The following is a 17,353-nucleotide window of genomic DNA, read 5'->3' on the forward strand; positions in this document are numbered from 1 at the left end:
AAAGTTGTTGTATAGACAACTTTCCCCGTTAAGAAGGCGCTTCCTGATAATTGTGTAAAAAATTTAAAATCTTATTACTAATTATACTCGTGATTTAATAAATGTCAAGTTAATAATAAAAAACAATTATGTCATTTTTCTGCTTTTTGTTTATGTTCCATGTAACGTCTGTATGCAGATTTTAATGCTACAATAACAGAATTTGCTGAAGGCGCAAAATAATGATTCTCTATGCGTTTTACCAGATCTTCAATCCCGTTACTCAAATCATATCCAATAATAAGTCTTCGAAAAAAATTTTGAGCCAACTGCGTGATGAAGGTAAATTCTGCATCAACAACACGGTCAGTGGATGGATCGATTTCCAAAACTATCCCAGAATATTTATACAATTCATACATGGAACTACCTTGTGGTGCTTTGGCATATGCCGTTACTAAGACAGTAGAAATATTGTTTTCACTGTTCATTTCCATCTCCCTTTTCTCAATGTTACAGAATGTATGTGCTAATACTATTTTATTTAATGAGTTTTCTCACTTCAATATCTATTATTGTTTCCATTTAGTCTGCTCAAGGAAGCCACGGTGCAAGCAGACTCATTTCGCAACTATGCGAAGCATACTCATCGCATCGCTGCATGAAGAAAACAAAAAAGCACGTAGTTTCTACGAAGATACGTCTTAAACACCATAATTTTTGCCTATTCGGAATAAAAAAACACATTCCCCTAAGGTTTAAAACGCGTTTTACGTCGACCTGAAAAATTGTTTTTACTAAGGTGAATGTAAAGGAAAATATTATCACTACGTTATTGACTTTTTTAACAAATAAGACATATGAAAGAGGATGAATGGCTTTTATTCAGATACTCCTGGAAATTTAATTCTGACACAATACTTATAGCATCAACCTTATCGTATAATGAGCAATCAACCCCATCATAGCGAATTAATTGGTAATCCGCACCACCGGGTAAAACAGTACCTTTTAATGCCGGACTATCAAACGTCCCGACCGAAACCGGTATAATTCCTCTTATGCCAGTCTCCACACCCCCAATTTCTATCGGGGCTTCTATTTTTATGTTAGCTGTAAAAATATGTTTCATTTCAATAGTTTCGTTTCTCCCTTTTGAAGATGAAATCCCCATGATAGTGTATTCTCACAAGACTTAAGGTTTTATTTAACTTGCAAACTACAAACTGTTGTTGCGCGTGAATCCCTTCCTTTTTACCTCTATATAAATCCAACTTAAATCTTTGATATATAAACTTTAAAGATGCATCGGAGTATTTCCCGGCATCTCTACAATATACTCTCACCAATTCTCGAATTTTTTCTCGATCTTTCAGAAAGTGTGTCCCGCTTTTTCTAACACCTAGAGCTTGGTGATGTCACCAAGCCCATTATGTTCAAATCATTTTCGCAGATGCTTGTTCGTTCAAACCGGCATCCCACACTCGATCGATTTCACCTGTTCATTGTTTAAAATACAATGGAAACCGTTCTCAAAAACAGCCTTGCATCGGCAATTGCAACGCATCAGAAATAGCATAACAATTCTCTTATTCTAACCTTGTTGGATTGTCTTTTGTAAATAATCGACAATTCCCATCGAACATACTTGAAGATCGAGACGGATGATATCGTACGCTTCGGATGTCGATGGAATATTTTTTTCTTGCAAAAAGGCGCTGACCTCTTGATATAGCGCTTGAAACACCGCTTTCGCCTTTTCTTGCATCGGCGCGTCGTGTTGTTCCGCCATCACCTTTTCCCCCGCTTGGACAAACTTCGGAAGCCAAAAACGAAGCTGTTCAAACGCTGCACGAGGGTTTTCCAACATGCCAAAATGACCGAAATAAATGCGTTCAGGCTGGAGCTGTTCGAGACGCTCAGCCGATTGCAGCATCGCCTCCGGCCGAAATTGGTTCGGAGAAGTGGACGGCAAACAGTATTCAAGCCCATCTTTCAGCAACTGCGGATAAAACACCCCGATCGTATCGCCGGTAAAAACGCCACGGCTGCGCGAATCGTAAATCGAGAAATGATGGTTGGCATGGCCAGGCGTATCCAAAAACGTCAATGTGCGCTCATTGCTGAGCGTAAGCGTATCGCCATCTTCTTTTACAATGAGACGATCCTCTGGAACCGGCAAAACAGGAGAAAACAATTCATCAAAATTCTCCCTATACACCGCTTTCGCCCCAGCGATTAACCGTGACGGGTCCGCTAAATGGCGCTTCCCTTTCGGATGAACGATGACGCGGGCGTTCGGACATTTTTCAAGCAGCGTCCCAGCGCCGCCTGCGTGATCCAAATGAATATGTGTCACAATAATATAGCGGATATCCGCAGGATCAATCTGAAGCGTTTCCAACCCTTTTAATAAATACGGAACGGAAGGGCTTGGACCCGTCTCAATAATCGCGATCTCTTCTTCGTGAAGCACATATGTACCGGTGCGCTGTGCAACTCCTAAATCATACAAATCAATCATTGAAATGCCATGTCCTAAATCAACCGGTTTTTGCATAATGTCATCTCCCATTTTTTATACATTTTTATATTTATTTTAATATTCTAACAAATAAAAAAGAGAATCTCCACCAATAAACAAGACATAAACGATTTCCGATCATTGATCTCCCATCACTTATGTCTTATATAAGTAAGTTAATCATTAAATTTCTACCGCCCAGTGCATTACGTCCATGCTGCCGGATAGGAGATATACTTTATATGCCTGATGAACAGGCTGTTCCGCTGTTTCTCAATCCCAGCATCAAGGTTACAGAACCCTTATATCCTCTATCCATCCGCCCTATTTTTCCAATCTGTGACATGTACTTTCGTTTATTTTTATGACGCAAGATCATTAGATAGCGATACTCTCCGATGATTGCGAACCGCCAACCATATCGAAACCGCCCAACCGAGCACGATAGCGCCGTACACGGCTGGATACCAGCTGTTGGGAGCTCCCCACGCATGAAGCAAGGTGCGAACATTAGTAAAAATGATTAATCCCCCGACTAATACCCCAAGCAAATGGGATGGCAGCTTGCGAACGAGCCACGCCGCAATCGGAGCAGCGATGATTCCCCCTAACATCAGCGTTCCTACCCAAAACCAGTTGACTTGTTCCCAGCCTAACGAAATGATAAATCCAATGGTAGCGGATAAAGCGATGGCAAACTCCGACGTATCGACTGTTCCTATCACTTTTCTCGCCTCTATTCCTTTATTCGCGAGAAGAACCGGTGTGGAAATCGGGCCCCATCCTCCTCCGCCAGTCGCATCGAGAAAACCGGCCACTAAACCAAGAGGAACAAGTTGCTTATTCGAAAATTTCTTTGGCGGCTGCGGATCTTGGCGGGCGGATAGAAATAAAAACCGATATATGATATAAACCCCAAGCGCTAACAAAAATAGAGAAACATATGGTTTAATGAAATCCCCTGGAAGATTGCTTAAAAAGCAGGCTCCGACAAACGCACCAAGCGAGCCGGGAATAATCAATTTGACCAGCATGTCGCGGTCGACATTTCCAAATTTAATATGCGATGCGCCCGAAGCTGCGGTTGTGACCACTTCCGCTAAATGCACCGAGGCGGAAGCGACCGCCGGGGCAATCCCGAACGCAAGCAACAGCGTTGTTGACGTAACCCCATACGCCATTCCGAGTGAACCGTCAATAAGCTGCGCGATAAATCCAACAATCACAAACACGATTAACTTTTTCATTTCATTCCCTCCGTCTGAAATGGTCGAATATTTTTATTAATTAATACATTAATACCAAGTATTCACAGTTGTCAACTGTGAATTATAAAAAAATAAAATGGAGTTTAGATTCATCATCTGAGCCCCGTTTTATCTAACCAACAGAATTTTATCATGCATTTTTATTCATCCGACGATCGCAGCATACAGCATCGCCTCACGCAAAAATGCAGCTAACCCCATTTGATAGCGGTCAATACATTTCGCAAAACGCTCATCGTTGACATACAAGCCGCCAAGTCATCGGAAAATGTCAAAGGTGCAATCATAAATGTCTCCATTCCGCTACCGCCTCTGCATCTGCTCGTCGTCCGGTCCGTATGTCTTACGAGCGGTAATTTTTCCATAAATATCATCCATCTTTGCTTTTATCGTTGCCCAATCTTCCTTCTGTATGCCGACGTTCACCGTTTTACCTGTTCAACCATATTAGCGCCATATTTCTCTCGCGCTTCCTTGGCGTATTTCTGTGGATGCTCTTGCGTCCGTACATTCACATCCACGATATTTGCTACTTTTTTGCTTTATACAATGTGTTTTCACCTTCTAAGCAGAGCATACAGCATCACACAATGTTAGATTCAACGCTATATTTCATTATTCACAAAAAAGGGCACTGGAAAAGACTGATAGAGCAATCTTTTCCGCGCCCCTTTTCTGTTTAAAACTTCGCTTGATATTGTTCAATTTCCCAAGCGTGCACAGCGGTGCGGTAGCTGTCCCACTCTGCTTTTTTCATAGCGACGTATTCCTGAAACACGTGTTCCCCGAACGTTTCACGTCCGATTGTGCCGTTTGCGAATTCTTCCACTGCCGCTCCTAAGCTCGCCGGCAGATTTTCAATGCCAAGCAGAGCGCGGCGCTCTTCTGTCATATGGAAAATATCTTCGTCAATCGGCGCCGGAGCTTGCAAGCCTTTTTCCACTCCGTCCAAACCAGCGGCGGCAATGATGGCAAACGCAAGGTAAGGGTTGGCCGATGGATCTGGACTACGGAGCTCGACGCGGGTCGCCATGCCACGTTTGGCTGGGATGCGGATTAACGCCGAACGGTTTGATGCCGACCACGCGATATAACAAGGCGCCTCATATCCCGGAACAAGCCGTTTGTACGAGTTTACTAGCGGATTTGTAACGGCGGCAAAGCTTTTGACATGCGCGAGCAAGCCAGCGATAAATCGATAGGCCGTTTCTGATAATAGGTTTTCATCACTTGGATCAAAAAACGCATTTTCGCCGTCTTTAAATAGCGACATGTTCACATGCATGCCGGAGCCATTAATGCCGAACACCGGCTTTGGCATAAACGTGGCGTGCAGTCCATATTTATTGGCGATCGTTTTTACGACCCACTTATATGTAGTTGCATTGTCTGCCGCCCCTAACGCATCAGCATATTTGAAGTTGATTTCATGCTGTCCTTCCGCAACTTCGTGATGGGATGCTTCGATCGTAAAGCCCATCGCCTTCAACGCGCGGTAAATTTCTAAACGAACGCGCTCGCCAAGGTCCTTTGGAGACGGTTCGAAATATCCGCCGCTATCATGGAGTTCTGTCGTCGGGTTTCCGTTTTCGTCCGCTTTGAATAAAAAGAATTCCAATTCCGGGCCGACAGAAATCGTATATCCTTTTTTCGCGGCACGCTCAATTGTTTTCTTTAAAACGTTGCGTGGATCCCCTTCAAACAGCGTTCCATCAGGATTGAGAACAGAACAAAGGAAACGGGCTTCGGAATATCCTTCCTCTACTGTCCAAGGCAATACGGCAAATGTGTTTAAGTCAGGTAGAAGATAGAGATCGGATTTGTTGATGGGAGAAAACCCTTTAATTGAGGAACCGTCAAACATGATTTTTCCTTCCACAACATCATCAAGCTGCTCCGCCGTCACCGTAACATGTTTCAAAATTCCTTCGATGTCGACAAATTGCAGATGCAAAAGCTCGACATGTTTTTGCTTGATTATTTCTTTGATTTGTTCAAGCACTGCTTCCCGATCACTTGTAGGAGAAACCATCACCTTTGACATGTTACATTACCTCACATTCTGACGTTTATTTTTATAACATGTCTCTATTATAGGGAAGGAGCGCGTATTTGGCAATACTTTTTTTATTAATTTTTCTGTATTTTTATAAGACTAACTAGAAATCGTTTTCAAAGAACTACCAAAACCGAACTATAAATAGTGGTATATCTGTATATTTATGCGATTTTGTTAATAAAAAAGGCAGCTGCCTATAAAGGGGGATTCATCAACACCCTTTTAGACAGCCGCCGTGATAGACATATGCAGCCATTATCAAGAGAATTTGTTATGATCTTCTTCTCAGTAATCGTTAGTTTGATAGAACGCTCGATAATGAGAAAGCAAACGGCAATCGCCGAAATGGCCACGACAACAAGAAGGGTAAATACGATAAAAATTTGATATTTGACTGCAGCAAATGGAACTGCTCCGGCCAAAATCATTCCCGTGATTGTTCCGGAAATTTGTACAAGCCCCATTGTTTTTAAGGAATCAATCGTTGGAATCATTGCAATTTTGATGGCGTGCTGTTTTATATTGTTACGTTGTTCCTGTTTCATCGTTTCTAAAACGACGCTTGAGGCAACCATCGCTGTTCCTGAAAACATTCCAGCAACTGGAATAATGTATCGAGCTTGAAATGGAATAATGCGGCAAATTAGCCATAACATAATTGGAATTCCAACAGAAACAATCATGCTGAAAAAGACAAGAAAAAACGTGCGTTTTGCATCGTTTCCACGCTTCGAAACGTTGAACGAAGCAACAGCCACCATCAATAGCACATAACCAATAATAACATACCATTTTTTTAAAGAAAAAAGATAGGAAATGCAATATCCTAATATTAATAATTGAACAAATCCGCGCAATGAAGACCAAATAATGTCTTTTTCTAATTTTAATGACTGCCGGTATGATATAAATACCGGGACAAGAATAAACAGCCATATGACAAAAAGCGATGTATTATTGATTTCGTTCAATAAAAACACCTACTTTCTCATACGCCGCTAGTTCGTATGCCGATGCCGCCATGACCCTGACGGAATGAGCGGAAGGTGCGCCGCTTTACTTTTTAGGTATATATATACATACCCTTCGATCGGCTGTTCCAAATCTTTAATCCAAACCCGCTCGTACTCGTTATGTCGGCCCCCTTCTTCATATTCTTCGAGCTCATCCATCGCTTGCAGCCCTTCTTCCGTTACGGTAAACCATTCGCCGATTACTTCGCCTTCTTCTTCGACAACGAGCGCGGGGTATGCCCCGACGTCATATAAGCGCCCTTTCACTTTTCCTGGCTGAATATCGCGGATATAAGGAGCGGCGACATAATGGTTCGCTTCCCCCACTAACAACGTTCCATACACAAATACACGGTATAGCAGCGGCCTCATTTTTTTCTCCCCCTTTTTTGTTTACATAATAAAAGTTATGAAAACTATAAGCGGGATATATCTACATCTCTATCATACAACAAGACAAAAACAATGGAAGCCCTGCCTCTCATCCATCCTTGCAGCTCCGAAGCTGCGCCAGTGTGAATTTGTCCGTTCCGAAATGAGCCGCCTGCCGTAAAAAAAGTGATACCGCCAGAAGCGATATCACCTTGTTCCCTCCTTACGCTTTACGTACGTTTGCCGCTTGCGGACCGCGGTTTCCTTCGACAATGTCAAACGTAACGAACTGCCCTTCTTCTAACGTTTTAAACCCTTCGCCTTCAATGGCGGTAAAATGAACGAAAACATCGCCGCCGCCATCCTTTTCGATAAACCCGTACCCTTTTTCGGCATTAAACCATTTTACTTTTCCTGTACTCATTGTGATTCCTCCAAAAATTAAATATTGACCATCGCTACCGCAATAAAGAAAAAAGCCGTGCGCTTACGCAAGCAAGGGAACATATAAGCAGGCCCCCTATTCGCAAGGCACGACTTATGATGATCCTTTATACGACGAACGAAATGGTGCTTTGTTAATAATACTGGATGCGCAAAAGAAAGTCAAGAAATGATGGAAATTATTCCCTCCATTTGATGCTGCAGCCAATGCTTGGTTTTTGTTTTTCCGGCACTGGCTCGCCATTCAATAATGCGTCTAATGCTGCGCGAATCGATTCCCCTGTAACCGGAATGCCATTGTTTGGTCGTGAATCATCAAGCTGGCCGCGGTATACGCATTTTAAGTCGCGGTCAAAGATATAGAAATCCGGCGTACACGCTGCCTGGTACGCTTTTGCCACCTCTTGCGTTTCATCAAACAAATACGGGAACGGATAGCCTAATTCCTCAGCTACTTTTTTCATATTTTCCGGCGAGTCTTCCGGATATTTTTCCACGTCGTTCGAGTTGATGGCGATAAACGTGACTCCTTTTGGCTGATAATCGTTGGCAAGACGGACAAGTTCATGCTGCACATGTTTGACAAACGGACAATGATTGCAAATAAACATAATCACCGTTGCAACATCTGATTTTACCTCTTCCAAACGGACGGTTTTGCCATCAACCACGTTTACTAGTTCAAACGACGGCGCTTTTTGCCCTAATGGAAACATATTGGACTCGACTGCTGGCATATATCCACATCCTTTCCAAATTTTCTATTTATTTTATTATACCAAAGCATGAGACGGCATCACAAACTTGGTGCCTAACCGAAATAAGAATAGCTGCATATGATGTCACATAGGTATTTACAGATGGAAAGGAGTGTCGGGCATGTCTTTCATTTATACGAACAAGAAATTGACTCCGCGCGTCTATGAAGGAACCCCTCCCGCTTCATCACATCCTGTTTTCTATTACCGTCGGTCCGCCATCGAGCAAGTATTAGAGGAACAACAGCGGCTTTACAATGAACTTTCCGCTTTACTAGCAGAACTGCAGCGTTCCGTTTCCGCCCAACACGAGCAGCAACAACAGCTATATGAACGATGGAATGAACGAATAGAACAAGACGTAACGGCCAAGCATGCCATTAACGACTCCCTTGTTTTGCAAGAGGAGGCAACAAAAAAACTATCACAGCAACTCGCCGCGCAAGAACATTTATACCAAGGGCTGCTCGCTCGCTTAGAAGGGCACGAGAAACTATATCAAACATTAATCGAAAAATTAGAACTGCAGCACGTGTTTCAGGAAACGGTCATCGAACGGCTGGAAGCACAGGAAGCGACACAATACAAAATGACGCGCCAGCTCGATAGTTTAAAAGAAGCGTTATACGAACGGTGCTCCTTTATCGTCGACACGATGAAGCAGCTAATGCATTCGTTATTTTCACGCCTTGAACGAAAGAAAGCAATAGAACAACCGGAGCAGGAAAAAAAGCTCGTACATTTATAAATAAGCGCGCCCCAACAGCGGCCTAGCGGGGCGTGTTCTTCTTTTTTAGCTGCAATCGCTGAAATAAAAATGAAAAGCAGCAGCGATTCAACATAAAAATCCTTGCCTACTTACAGGCAAATCAATAGACAATTTTCCCCTGGCGGGGCATAATAAGAAATAATTAATCCCTCTTGGAACATGAAGCACGATAGCGAAAGGATGTTTTATCATGAGCCTTAAATTAAGCGTGCTAGACCAATCCCCGATTGCGGAAGGGATGACAGCGGAAGAAGCGCTCGCCAATACTGTCCGGCTCGCGCAATTTGTCGAGGAGCTTGGCTATGAACGTTTTTGGGTGTCGGAGCATCATGATACAAACAGCCTTGCAGGTTCATCTCCGGAAGTGCTCCTTGGCCATATTGGCGCGAAAACGTCGCGCATCCGCATCGGATCAGGCGGAGTAATGCTCCCGCATTATAGCGCTTATAAAGTAGCAGAAAACTTTAAAGTGCTCGAAGGACTTCATCCCGGCCGGGTTGACTTAGGGATCGGGAGAGCGCCTGGCGGCATGCCGATTGCGACAATCGCCTTGCAAGAAGGAAAACGAAGGGATATAGACCGCTATCCAGAGCAGGTTGATGATTTGCTAGCTTATTTACATAACGACTTGCCGAAAGAACATCCATTGCACGGGCTAAAGGCGACACCGAACGTACGGACAGCTCCCGATGTATGGCTGCTCGGCTCAAGCTCATCCTCCGCGCTCCTTGCCGCGCAAAAAGGGTTGCCATATGTGTTTGCCCAATTTATTAACGGCGAAGGTGGGGAATATTATACGAAATTGTATCGTGAACGGTTTGTGCCATCGAAATATTTAGATAAACCGCGCAATATGGTCGCTGTGTTCGCCATTTGCGCCGAAACAGAAGAAAAAGCGGAATGGGTGGCATCAAGCCTTGATTTATCGCTGTTGATGATTGAACAAGGCATGGTGTCCAACGGCACGCCAAGCCCGGAAAAAGCAACGGCTTATCCGTACAGTCCGTATGAGCGCAAACGGGTTATCGAAAACCGGAAACGGATGATCGTCGGTTCGCCAAAACAAATAAAAGAACAGCTGTTTCGTCTCAGCGAGGCTTATGAAACAGAAGAAATTATGCTTGTAACGATTACCTATGATTTTGCAGATAAACTGGCGTCATTTCGGTTAATTGCCGAAGAATTATGGGGGTAGAGAGAATAGATGAAAGTGATTTCCGTCAATGTCGGCGCACCAAAAACGGTGATGATTGGCGGAAAGCCGTTGACAACGGGAATTTATAAAGAACCAGTATTGGAACCAGTTTTTGTCACGAAGATCAACTTTACTGGAGATCGACAGGCGGACTTAGTGCATCACGGCGGGTATGACAAAGCGATTTGCGCTTACCCGTCGGAACATTTTACGAAATGGACGAAACGGTATGAGCGTCCATTTTTCCCCGGTTCGTTTGGCGAAAACCTCACACTAGCAGGTTTGACGGAAAAGGAAGTATATATCGGCGATATTTTTTCCGTCGGAACGGCCGTCATTCAAGTATCCCAGCCAAGACAGCCATGCTTTAAGCTGGCCAAGCGGCACGGTCTGCCGGACCTTCCGCTTGTGGTGCAGCAAACGGGCCGAACCGGCTTTTATTTTCGCGTGCTGCAAGAAGGCGTTATTCAGCAAGGCGATCCGCTGATACTAGTCGAACGCAGTCTGTCCCGGTTATCCATTGACTATGTCAATCACATTTATTATATGGAAAAAACAAATGTGGAAGCAATGCGAAAAATCCTCGCTGAACCCGCCTTATCAAAAAGCTGGCGCGATGTGTTTGCGGCAAGGATTTCCGCCGTCGCCAATTCTTAAAAAGAAACACCTTGTACACGCATGTACAAGGTGTTTTTATGATACTTCCTCTTTTTGCAGATGGCTATGGTACAACTCATAGTAAAACCCTTTTGCCTTCAGCAGTGATTCATGCGTCCCTTGTTCGACAATTTTTCCTTCATTCAACACAAGAATGCGGTCCGCATGTTGCACCGTGTTGAGCCGATGGGCAATGACAAAACAGGTCCGCCCTTTCATCAGTCGCTCGAGCGCCTCCTGAATTTTCATCTCAGTCACCGTATCGATATTGCTTGTCGCCTCATCTAAAATTAAAATCGACGGGTTTGCCACCATCGCGCGGGCGATTGCCAAGAGCTGTCTTTGACCTTGACTGATGCCGCTGCCATCTTGCTTTAACACCGTATCATAACCGTTTGGCAGCTTTGTAATAAACGAATGGGCGTTGGCCCATTTCGCCGCCTGCTCCACTTCCTCATCGCTTGCCTCTAACCTTCCATAACGAATATTATCGCGAATCGTTCCTTCAAACAAAAACGTATCTTGCAAAACAAATGCCATATGGGCGCGCAAGTTTGCGCGCTTAATAGAACGGCCATCGTGCCCATCGATGAAAATATGGCCGCGGTCAGGATCGTAAAAACGGGTTAACAGCTGCAAAACCGTCGTTTTTCCTGCCCCGGTCGGGCCAACAAGCGCCACCGTTTCTCCAGGAAAGACAGAAAAGCTGACATCACGAAGGGCATCGCGTTTTTGATCATAAGAAAATACGACATGGTCAAATTCGACTTTCCCTTGCAGGTGTCCAAGAGAAATCGCCCCCGTCTCATCCCGTTCTTCTTTAGGCGTATCTAAAATTTCAAACACCCGCTCCGCGCCGGCCAGTGCGGACAGCAGCGTATTCCATTGGTTGGCCAAATCATTGAGCGGACGGGTAAACTGGCGGGCATACTCGACAAAGACAACAATGACCCCGATCGAAATGATTCCTTTAAGCGCCAAAACTCCGCCGACGCCTGCAATCAGCGCAAAACTTAAGTTGTTTAAAAAGTTCATCAGCTTCGGAATAAAGCCGGAATACGTCTGCGCCCAAAAACCGGCTCTCTTTAACTGTTCGTTTTTTTGCAGAAAGTCGTTGATCATTCTCCGTTCCTGCGAAAACATTTTCACCACTTTTTGTCCGGAGATGACTTCTTCGATAAATCCGTTCATTTCCCCTAAACAGCGCTGTTGCTCGCGAAACCGTTTTTGCGTCCGGTTCGTGATCCACTTCATCCCCGCATACATCATCGGAACGATCAGCAAGGTCACCAGCGTAAGCAGCGGGCTAAGCCAAACCATCACGCCAATCGCCCCGGCAAGCGTGAGCGCGCTCGAGATCACCTGGATTGCCGTGCTGTTAAACGTTTGGCTCATATTATCAATGTCATTGGTGATACGGCTCATCAATTCACCTTGCTGGCGCCTATCAAAAAACGAAATCGGCAGTTCATGAAAATGGCGGAACAGCTGTTTGCGGATCGCATAAATCGTTTTTTGCGCGACGCCAATCATCCAATAGTTTTGCAAAAACGTCGAAGCGGACAGGGCGACATAAATAAAAAGAAGAAGCGCAAGCACCATCCAGAAGCCGTCTGTCCGCCTTGCCACTATATACGTATCAATCGCTTTCCCGACGACATATGGGCCAAGCAGGCTTAAGCCGGAACTGATGATGACTATTATTATTGCCGCCAAAAGCCATCCTTTTTGCGGCGAAACAAATGACCAAAGCCGCTTTAACGTGCCGATACTATCCCTTGCTTTCCGTTTTTGGCCCATCGTTGCCAGCGTACTATGCCGTGGTCGTAACATCGTTATGCCCCTTCTTTCCAAACTGCGATTCAACGATTTTTCGGTACAGTTCGCTCTTTTCTAACAGCTCATCATGGCTTCCTTTTGCGAGCAGCTGGCCATCTTCTAGCAGGAAAATCACATCGGCTTCCATTGCTGTGCGGATTTTTTGCGTAACAATCAATGTCGTGCACGTATATTCTTTTAGCGCTTCGAGCAGTTTTGCTTCCGTTTTTAAATCGAGCGCGCTCGTACTATCATCAAGCAACAAAATTTTCGGATGGCCGACAAGCGCCCGGGCAATCGACAGGCGCTGCTTTTGTCCGCCCGACAAGTTCGCTCCTTTTTGTCCGATCACTGTCTCGTACCCGTCGGGAAAGCTCATAATCGTATCATGAATTTGCGCGTGTTTCGCTGCTTTTATCACTTCTTCCATAGAGGCATTGACGTTTCCAAAACGAATATTTTCCGCGATCGTGCCGGAAAAAAGCAGCACTTCCTGCGGAACAAAACGAATTGCGGTGCGCAGCTGTTCTTGATTCATTTGCCGAATATCAACGCCATCGATCAACACCCGTCCATCGGTAGGATCGTATAAACGGGGAATCAGCTGCAGCAGCGACGTCTTTCCTGAACCGGTCGCTCCTAAAATCGCCACTGTTTCGTGCGGACGGACGACAAACGAAATATCTTTTAACACAAGAGTGCGGCTGTTCGGATAGCGAAAAGACACGCGCTCAAACCGAATCTCTCCTTGCCGGATAGGCACGGCGCCGCCCTCATACCCGTCTTTCATTTCTACCTTCGTTTGAAGTACATCCGCAATCCGTCCTGCTGATGCTTTGGCACGTGAAAATGCCATCGTAATAAACGTAAACATCGACAACGCTGCCGTAATACGGGTCGCATAATTGACAACAGCGACAACTTGACCCGCTGTGGCGCTCCCCGCTTTTATGTCAACTCGTCCAACAAAAAGAATAACAATAATCGCCATATTCATTACGAATAGCAATACAGGCGTAATGGTTTCCACTAAGCGCAAGACGTTCATCGTCCGCTGCATTAATGACTCGTTCACCGTCATAAACCGCTCTTGCTCGTATACTCCTCTCATCCATGCTTTAATGAGACGCATTCCCGCCAGATTTTCACGCATCACGCTATTGACTCGGTCGAGCGCTTGCTGGACGATGGAAAATGAGGCGGCCGCTTTATTCGTCATCCATAACAAAAATGCCACTAATATTGGAACGGCAACAACGAACATGAACGCAAGCTGCACATGAACAATTAATGACATCGCGACGCTAAACACAACAAGAAGCGGAGCACGCAAGGCGATGCGCAAGCTCATAAATACCATATTTTGCACTTGTGTCACATCATTTGTCAGTCTCGTAATGAGCGAAGCGGTCGAAAACCGTTCCACATTGGCGAACGAAAAGGACTGAATTTTTTCGAATAGATGCTTTCGCAGCGAAAATCCACACTCTTGACCGACGTAGGCGGCAGCAAAAGAGTTGGCAATCCCCGATGCAAACGCTAGAAGTGAAGCGCCGATCATCACCGCACCCCACGTCCAAACAACAGACAAGTTTTGTTTCATAACTCCATCGTCAATAATTTTTCCCATCAACAGCGGCTGCCATAATTCCACTAACAGCTCAATAAGCATCAGCATCCAAGCGATAATCATCCATTTGCGATATGGTTTTAAGTACAATAATATCTGCCGCATGTTGTCACTCCCCCGTGCCTATCATCTGAACCTCCACACGACTAAAGTCGGTGCGGTCTGACGTACTAAAGAGTTTTCCTACACCTGTGTGCAGGCACTCCATCTTGTTCTGTTAAGGATCATGGGCAAAATTTCACTGGTGTTTAGCACTCTGCCGGCCCGGTTTAACACCGTTTTCCACTTTATTCCAAAACCCAAACCATGGACTTCGTGGCTATCTGCTTTTGTAACTTTTATTCTACTCGCCAAAAAAGCGTTTTACAATTTTTTGATCTTTTATGGAAAAAGACGACGGGCCGTAAATAAACGAGGGAGTGTTATGCGAATACAACTGGATTTCCGTATATTTTCAATTTTGTATACAATGGTTCTGCCATATTTTCAGCAACATTTCCTGGCTGGCAATTTCTTTAGTAGGCGAAGCCAGCAACCGAGCGAGATCCTCTTCCCGCTCCACAATCGGAAACAATTTATCAAATTTTGCAATCGCCAATATCCTTTCTACCGTTTTATTAGTGGAAACGACCAATGCAATTTGTTTGTTTTGGCAAACCGCCTTTTTAAAAAAGTGAATCAATAACGCTAATCCTGTACTATCAATAAAAAGAAGTTGACTGACGTCCATTATGACGATGTTTCTGTCTATTTCCGCTAATGCCATTTCCATCTTTTGTCTTGCCGCCTGTTGCGTATGGTAAACCAAATTTCCTTTTAACCATATTTTCGCATACGTTTCTACCGATACCGTTACTAATTCAAAAGTGGATATCCGACGATCCATTCTGTCCTCTCCTCATTTTCATTACGATCGCACATTTGCCGCCTTCATGCGGCACAAATGACACCACATCCATCGTTTCCTTGATCAGTAAAAGACCGCGCCCGGATTCGGCAAGCAAGACATCTTCCAAGCTTTCCTGCCCCAATCGTTCGATCTCTTTTATCGGAATCCCTCCGCCTTCATCGGTTACCGTCACCGTTACCTCTTCCTCTGTAATTCGCCAGGATACGACCAACGCACCGTCATCTATTTTTCTTCCCAGCTGTTTTACTGCCTTTATGGAATTGACAACTGCTTCATGGACCGATAAGACAAACATATCGCGATCATGAAGGGAAAAGAAGCGGGCGATTTGCTTCGCCAGCAAATCGCAAAAATCAATGGCCTCCTCCGTCGCTTTGCATTGCATCGTTATTTCGTACATTGTTTTGCACCTACTGATACAGCTAATTTGGAAGTTATCCTGTCACTGAACTGTAATAGACAGCAAACATATATCATCGACAGGGCTTGTCGACGACTTTCCCTCTTCCATCAACATATGTAAAAACTGTTTGTCTGATAAATGACTGTACATTTTTGTATACGTACGAATTTTATTCATGCTTTGTAAAATAGAGGAGTCGATTTCATCTAAAATCCCATCAGTATATAAAAATAGTCTTGTCCGCTTTCGGTAATGAATCACCTCTTTTTCAAACGGTACAGAAAACGGGCTGCCGATCGCCAATCCGCCCTTATCCAATTCAATGATTTCTCCGTCCTCGGAAACCAATAATCCGGCAGGGTGTCCGGCATTTGTATACTCGATCTGCTTCCTTTTCGTATCAATCACCAAATAAATCATGGAAAATAAATAGCGAATTTCATTTACCTCATCTGGAAACAAGTTTTGTACATGTTTCTCTAGTTCGGTAGCAACATACACTGGATCGATGACACGTACAATCAGTCCCCTCAGCAGTGAGCGAAGCAGCATGCTGACAAGCGAAGAAGAAATGCCATGCCCCATTACGTCAATAATAATGATGCCATAACGATCCCGATCAATTTGGTAACATGCATATATATCGCCAGATAAGTCGTCCGACGGGATATAAACCGCATCCATTGTTACTACATTGTTTTGGATCGGGGGCGTTAATAAACTTCGCTGAATTTTTTTCGCGAGCTCCACTTGCCGTTTGTGCTCAATGTCTTTTTGCCTCCGCCTTGTAATATCTTCAAACATCACAATATATCCGGTAACGTTTCCATCCGAATCGGTCACCGAAATGACTGCATATGCAACGTCGATTAATGTTCCGTCCTTTCGCTTAACCATGCACTCCCCGGCTTTTTTCTCTTTTAACGGATAGGAAAATACCTCATGATGGGGGTACTCATAAAACAGAGAAGATAAACTTTGGCCAATAACTTCCTCCCGCTTCCAGCCAAATAACGCTTCAGCGGCATGTCCCCAGTCTTTTATCGTCATATTTTTGCATAACGGAATTACGGCCAGCGGGGCAGTTTGATATATGGCTCGCAACATTTGCTCCGATTCTGACAAAGAAGCTGATGTTTCCGTATCGGTAAAACACCAGACGTAACATTCATCTGTCGCGCCGGAAAGCGCATATACTGTTAACATCTTTGTGCGCTTTTGGCCATTTTCCACGTAATGATCTATTTCCCCTTGCCAATAACCGCTTTCTAACACAGTTTCCCAAATCAATTCACACTTTTCAGCAATGCGTTCATCGGCAAGAAGAATATGAATAGATTGGCCGATTAATTGCTCCTTAGCATAACCGGTCAGTTCCGCTATCTCATCATTCACCGCTACAATTAATTGATTTCGGTCAGTAATGATCATTCCACCACTGGCACGATGGTTAAACGTTTTTCCGATCACCTGTACATTTAGCTTCACCATTGTTCAACCCTTTTTCATCGTAATCTCTCATTATTGCCCCACTTCATGATAAAAGGTCACCTT

Annotated in this window: 19 protein-coding genes; 3 read left to right on the forward strand and 16 right to left on the reverse strand. The window is 44.3% G+C overall.

Annotated elements, in window-relative coordinates; translation table 11 throughout:
• Nucleotides 1-131: 131 nt before the first annotated feature.
• From HT574_RS15120 to HT574_RS15165, 11 genes are all read right to left on the reverse strand, one after another.
• On the reverse strand, nucleotides 132-470 hold the full coding sequence (locus HT574_RS15120; protein WP_175245241.1) for a DUF3870 domain-containing protein: 339 nt from the start codon (nucleotides 468-470) through the stop codon (nucleotides 132-134).
• A 353-nt stretch (nucleotides 471-823) separates the two neighbouring features.
• Nucleotides 824-1,153, reverse strand: a complete 330-nt coding sequence (locus HT574_RS15125; protein WP_175245242.1) for a DUF3237 family protein — start codon at nucleotides 1,151-1,153, stop codon at nucleotides 824-826.
• 420 nt (nucleotides 1,154-1,573) lie between these two features.
• Entirely contained in the window at nucleotides 1,574-2,539 is a 966-nt protein-coding gene (locus HT574_RS15130; protein ID WP_175245243.1) for an MBL fold metallo-hydrolase, read from the reverse strand.
• 326 nt (nucleotides 2,540-2,865) lie between these two features.
• Nucleotides 2,866-3,750, reverse strand: coding sequence for a sulfite exporter TauE/SafE family protein (locus HT574_RS15135; RefSeq protein ID WP_175245244.1), 885 nt, complete (start codon nucleotides 3,748-3,750; stop codon nucleotides 2,866-2,868).
• 165 nt (nucleotides 3,751-3,915) lie between these two features.
• Nucleotides 3,916-4,020, reverse strand: a complete 105-nt coding sequence (locus tag HT574_RS15140) for a TipAS antibiotic-recognition domain-containing protein (protein ID WP_175245245.1) — start codon at nucleotides 4,018-4,020, stop codon at nucleotides 3,916-3,918.
• A 54-nt stretch (nucleotides 4,021-4,074) separates the two neighbouring features.
• Nucleotides 4,075-4,197 carry a hypothetical protein gene (locus HT574_RS20255; protein WP_256411166.1) on the reverse strand — a complete coding sequence of 41 codons (123 nt, stop codon included), beginning with the start codon at nucleotides 4,195-4,197 and terminating at the stop codon, nucleotides 4,075-4,077.
• Nucleotides 4,198-4,450: 253 nt separating this feature from the next.
• Nucleotides 4,451-5,815, reverse strand: a complete 1,365-nt coding sequence (gene glnA / locus HT574_RS15145) for a type I glutamate--ammonia ligase (RefSeq protein WP_175245246.1) — start codon at nucleotides 5,813-5,815, stop codon at nucleotides 4,451-4,453.
• 209 nt (nucleotides 5,816-6,024) lie between these two features.
• Nucleotides 6,025-6,801, reverse strand: coding sequence for an ABC transporter permease (locus tag HT574_RS15150; RefSeq protein ID WP_175245247.1), 777 nt, complete (start codon nucleotides 6,799-6,801; stop codon nucleotides 6,025-6,027).
• 27 nt (nucleotides 6,802-6,828) lie between these two features.
• Entirely contained in the window at nucleotides 6,829-7,215 is a 387-nt protein-coding gene (locus tag HT574_RS15155) for a gamma-glutamylcyclotransferase family protein (protein WP_175245248.1), read from the reverse strand.
• Between the two features lie 223 nt (nucleotides 7,216-7,438).
• Complete coding sequence (locus HT574_RS15160) at nucleotides 7,439-7,639, reverse strand: cold-shock protein (protein WP_175245249.1); 201 nt, start codon at nucleotides 7,637-7,639, stop codon at nucleotides 7,439-7,441.
• Nucleotides 7,640-7,838: 199 nt separating this feature from the next.
• Entirely contained in the window at nucleotides 7,839-8,396 is a 558-nt protein-coding gene (locus tag HT574_RS15165) for a thioredoxin family protein (protein ID WP_175245250.1), read from the reverse strand.
• Between the two features lie 142 nt (nucleotides 8,397-8,538).
• Between HT574_RS15165 and HT574_RS15170 the strand changes: the two genes are divergently transcribed.
• The 3 genes from HT574_RS15170 (at nucleotide 8,539) to HT574_RS15180 (ending at nucleotide 11,038) form a co-directional block, all read left to right on the forward strand.
• Entirely contained in the window at nucleotides 8,539-9,165 is a 627-nt protein-coding gene (locus tag HT574_RS15170) for a hypothetical protein (RefSeq protein ID WP_175245251.1), read from the forward strand.
• A 211-nt stretch (nucleotides 9,166-9,376) separates the two neighbouring features.
• The gene (locus tag HT574_RS15175) at nucleotides 9,377-10,381 is read left to right on the forward strand and encodes an LLM class flavin-dependent oxidoreductase (protein WP_033313961.1); all 1,005 of its coding nucleotides are present in this window, start codon (nucleotides 9,377-9,379) and stop codon (nucleotides 10,379-10,381) included.
• A 9-nt stretch (nucleotides 10,382-10,390) separates the two neighbouring features.
• Complete coding sequence (locus HT574_RS15180; protein ID WP_175245252.1) at nucleotides 10,391-11,038, forward strand: MOSC domain-containing protein; 648 nt, start codon at nucleotides 10,391-10,393, stop codon at nucleotides 11,036-11,038.
• A 36-nt stretch (nucleotides 11,039-11,074) separates the two neighbouring features.
• Here HT574_RS15180 and HT574_RS15185 read toward each other — a convergent pair whose 3' ends face one another.
• The 5 genes from HT574_RS15185 to HT574_RS15205 all read right to left on the reverse strand — a co-directional run bounded on the left by HT574_RS15185 (nucleotide 11,075) and on the right by HT574_RS15205 (nucleotide 17,290).
• Entirely contained in the window at nucleotides 11,075-12,871 is a 1,797-nt protein-coding gene (locus HT574_RS15185; RefSeq protein WP_175245253.1) for an ABC transporter ATP-binding protein, read from the reverse strand.
• A complete protein-coding gene (locus HT574_RS15190; RefSeq protein WP_175245254.1) occupies nucleotides 12,852-14,591 on the reverse strand; it encodes an ABC transporter ATP-binding protein in 1,740 nt (579 codons plus the stop codon). Before HT574_RS15190 ends, HT574_RS15185 begins: the two co-directional genes overlap by 20 nt.
• A gap of 349 nt (nucleotides 14,592-14,940) precedes the next feature.
• Nucleotides 14,941-15,372: an anti-sigma factor antagonist gene (locus tag HT574_RS15195; protein WP_175245255.1), complete on the reverse strand. Its 432-nt coding sequence runs from the start codon at nucleotides 15,370-15,372 to the stop codon at nucleotides 14,941-14,943.
• Nucleotides 15,347-15,796 (reverse strand): ATP-binding protein, encoded by a 450-nt coding sequence (locus tag HT574_RS15200; RefSeq protein WP_017436695.1) that lies wholly within the window; start codon nucleotides 15,794-15,796, stop codon nucleotides 15,347-15,349. Before HT574_RS15200 ends, HT574_RS15195 begins: the two co-directional genes overlap by 26 nt.
• Nucleotides 15,797-15,838: 42 nt before the next feature.
• Nucleotides 15,839-17,290 carry a SpoIIE family protein phosphatase gene (locus tag HT574_RS15205; RefSeq protein ID WP_175245256.1) on the reverse strand — a complete coding sequence of 484 codons (1,452 nt, stop codon included), beginning with the start codon at nucleotides 17,288-17,290 and terminating at the stop codon, nucleotides 15,839-15,841.
• Nucleotides 17,291-17,353 lie beyond the last annotated feature (63 nt).

This window comes from Parageobacillus sp. VR-IP (genome assembly GCF_013357975.1).
In the GTDB taxonomy this organism is placed as follows: domain Bacteria; phylum Bacillota; class Bacilli; order Bacillales; family Anoxybacillaceae; genus Saccharococcus; species Saccharococcus caldoxylosilyticus.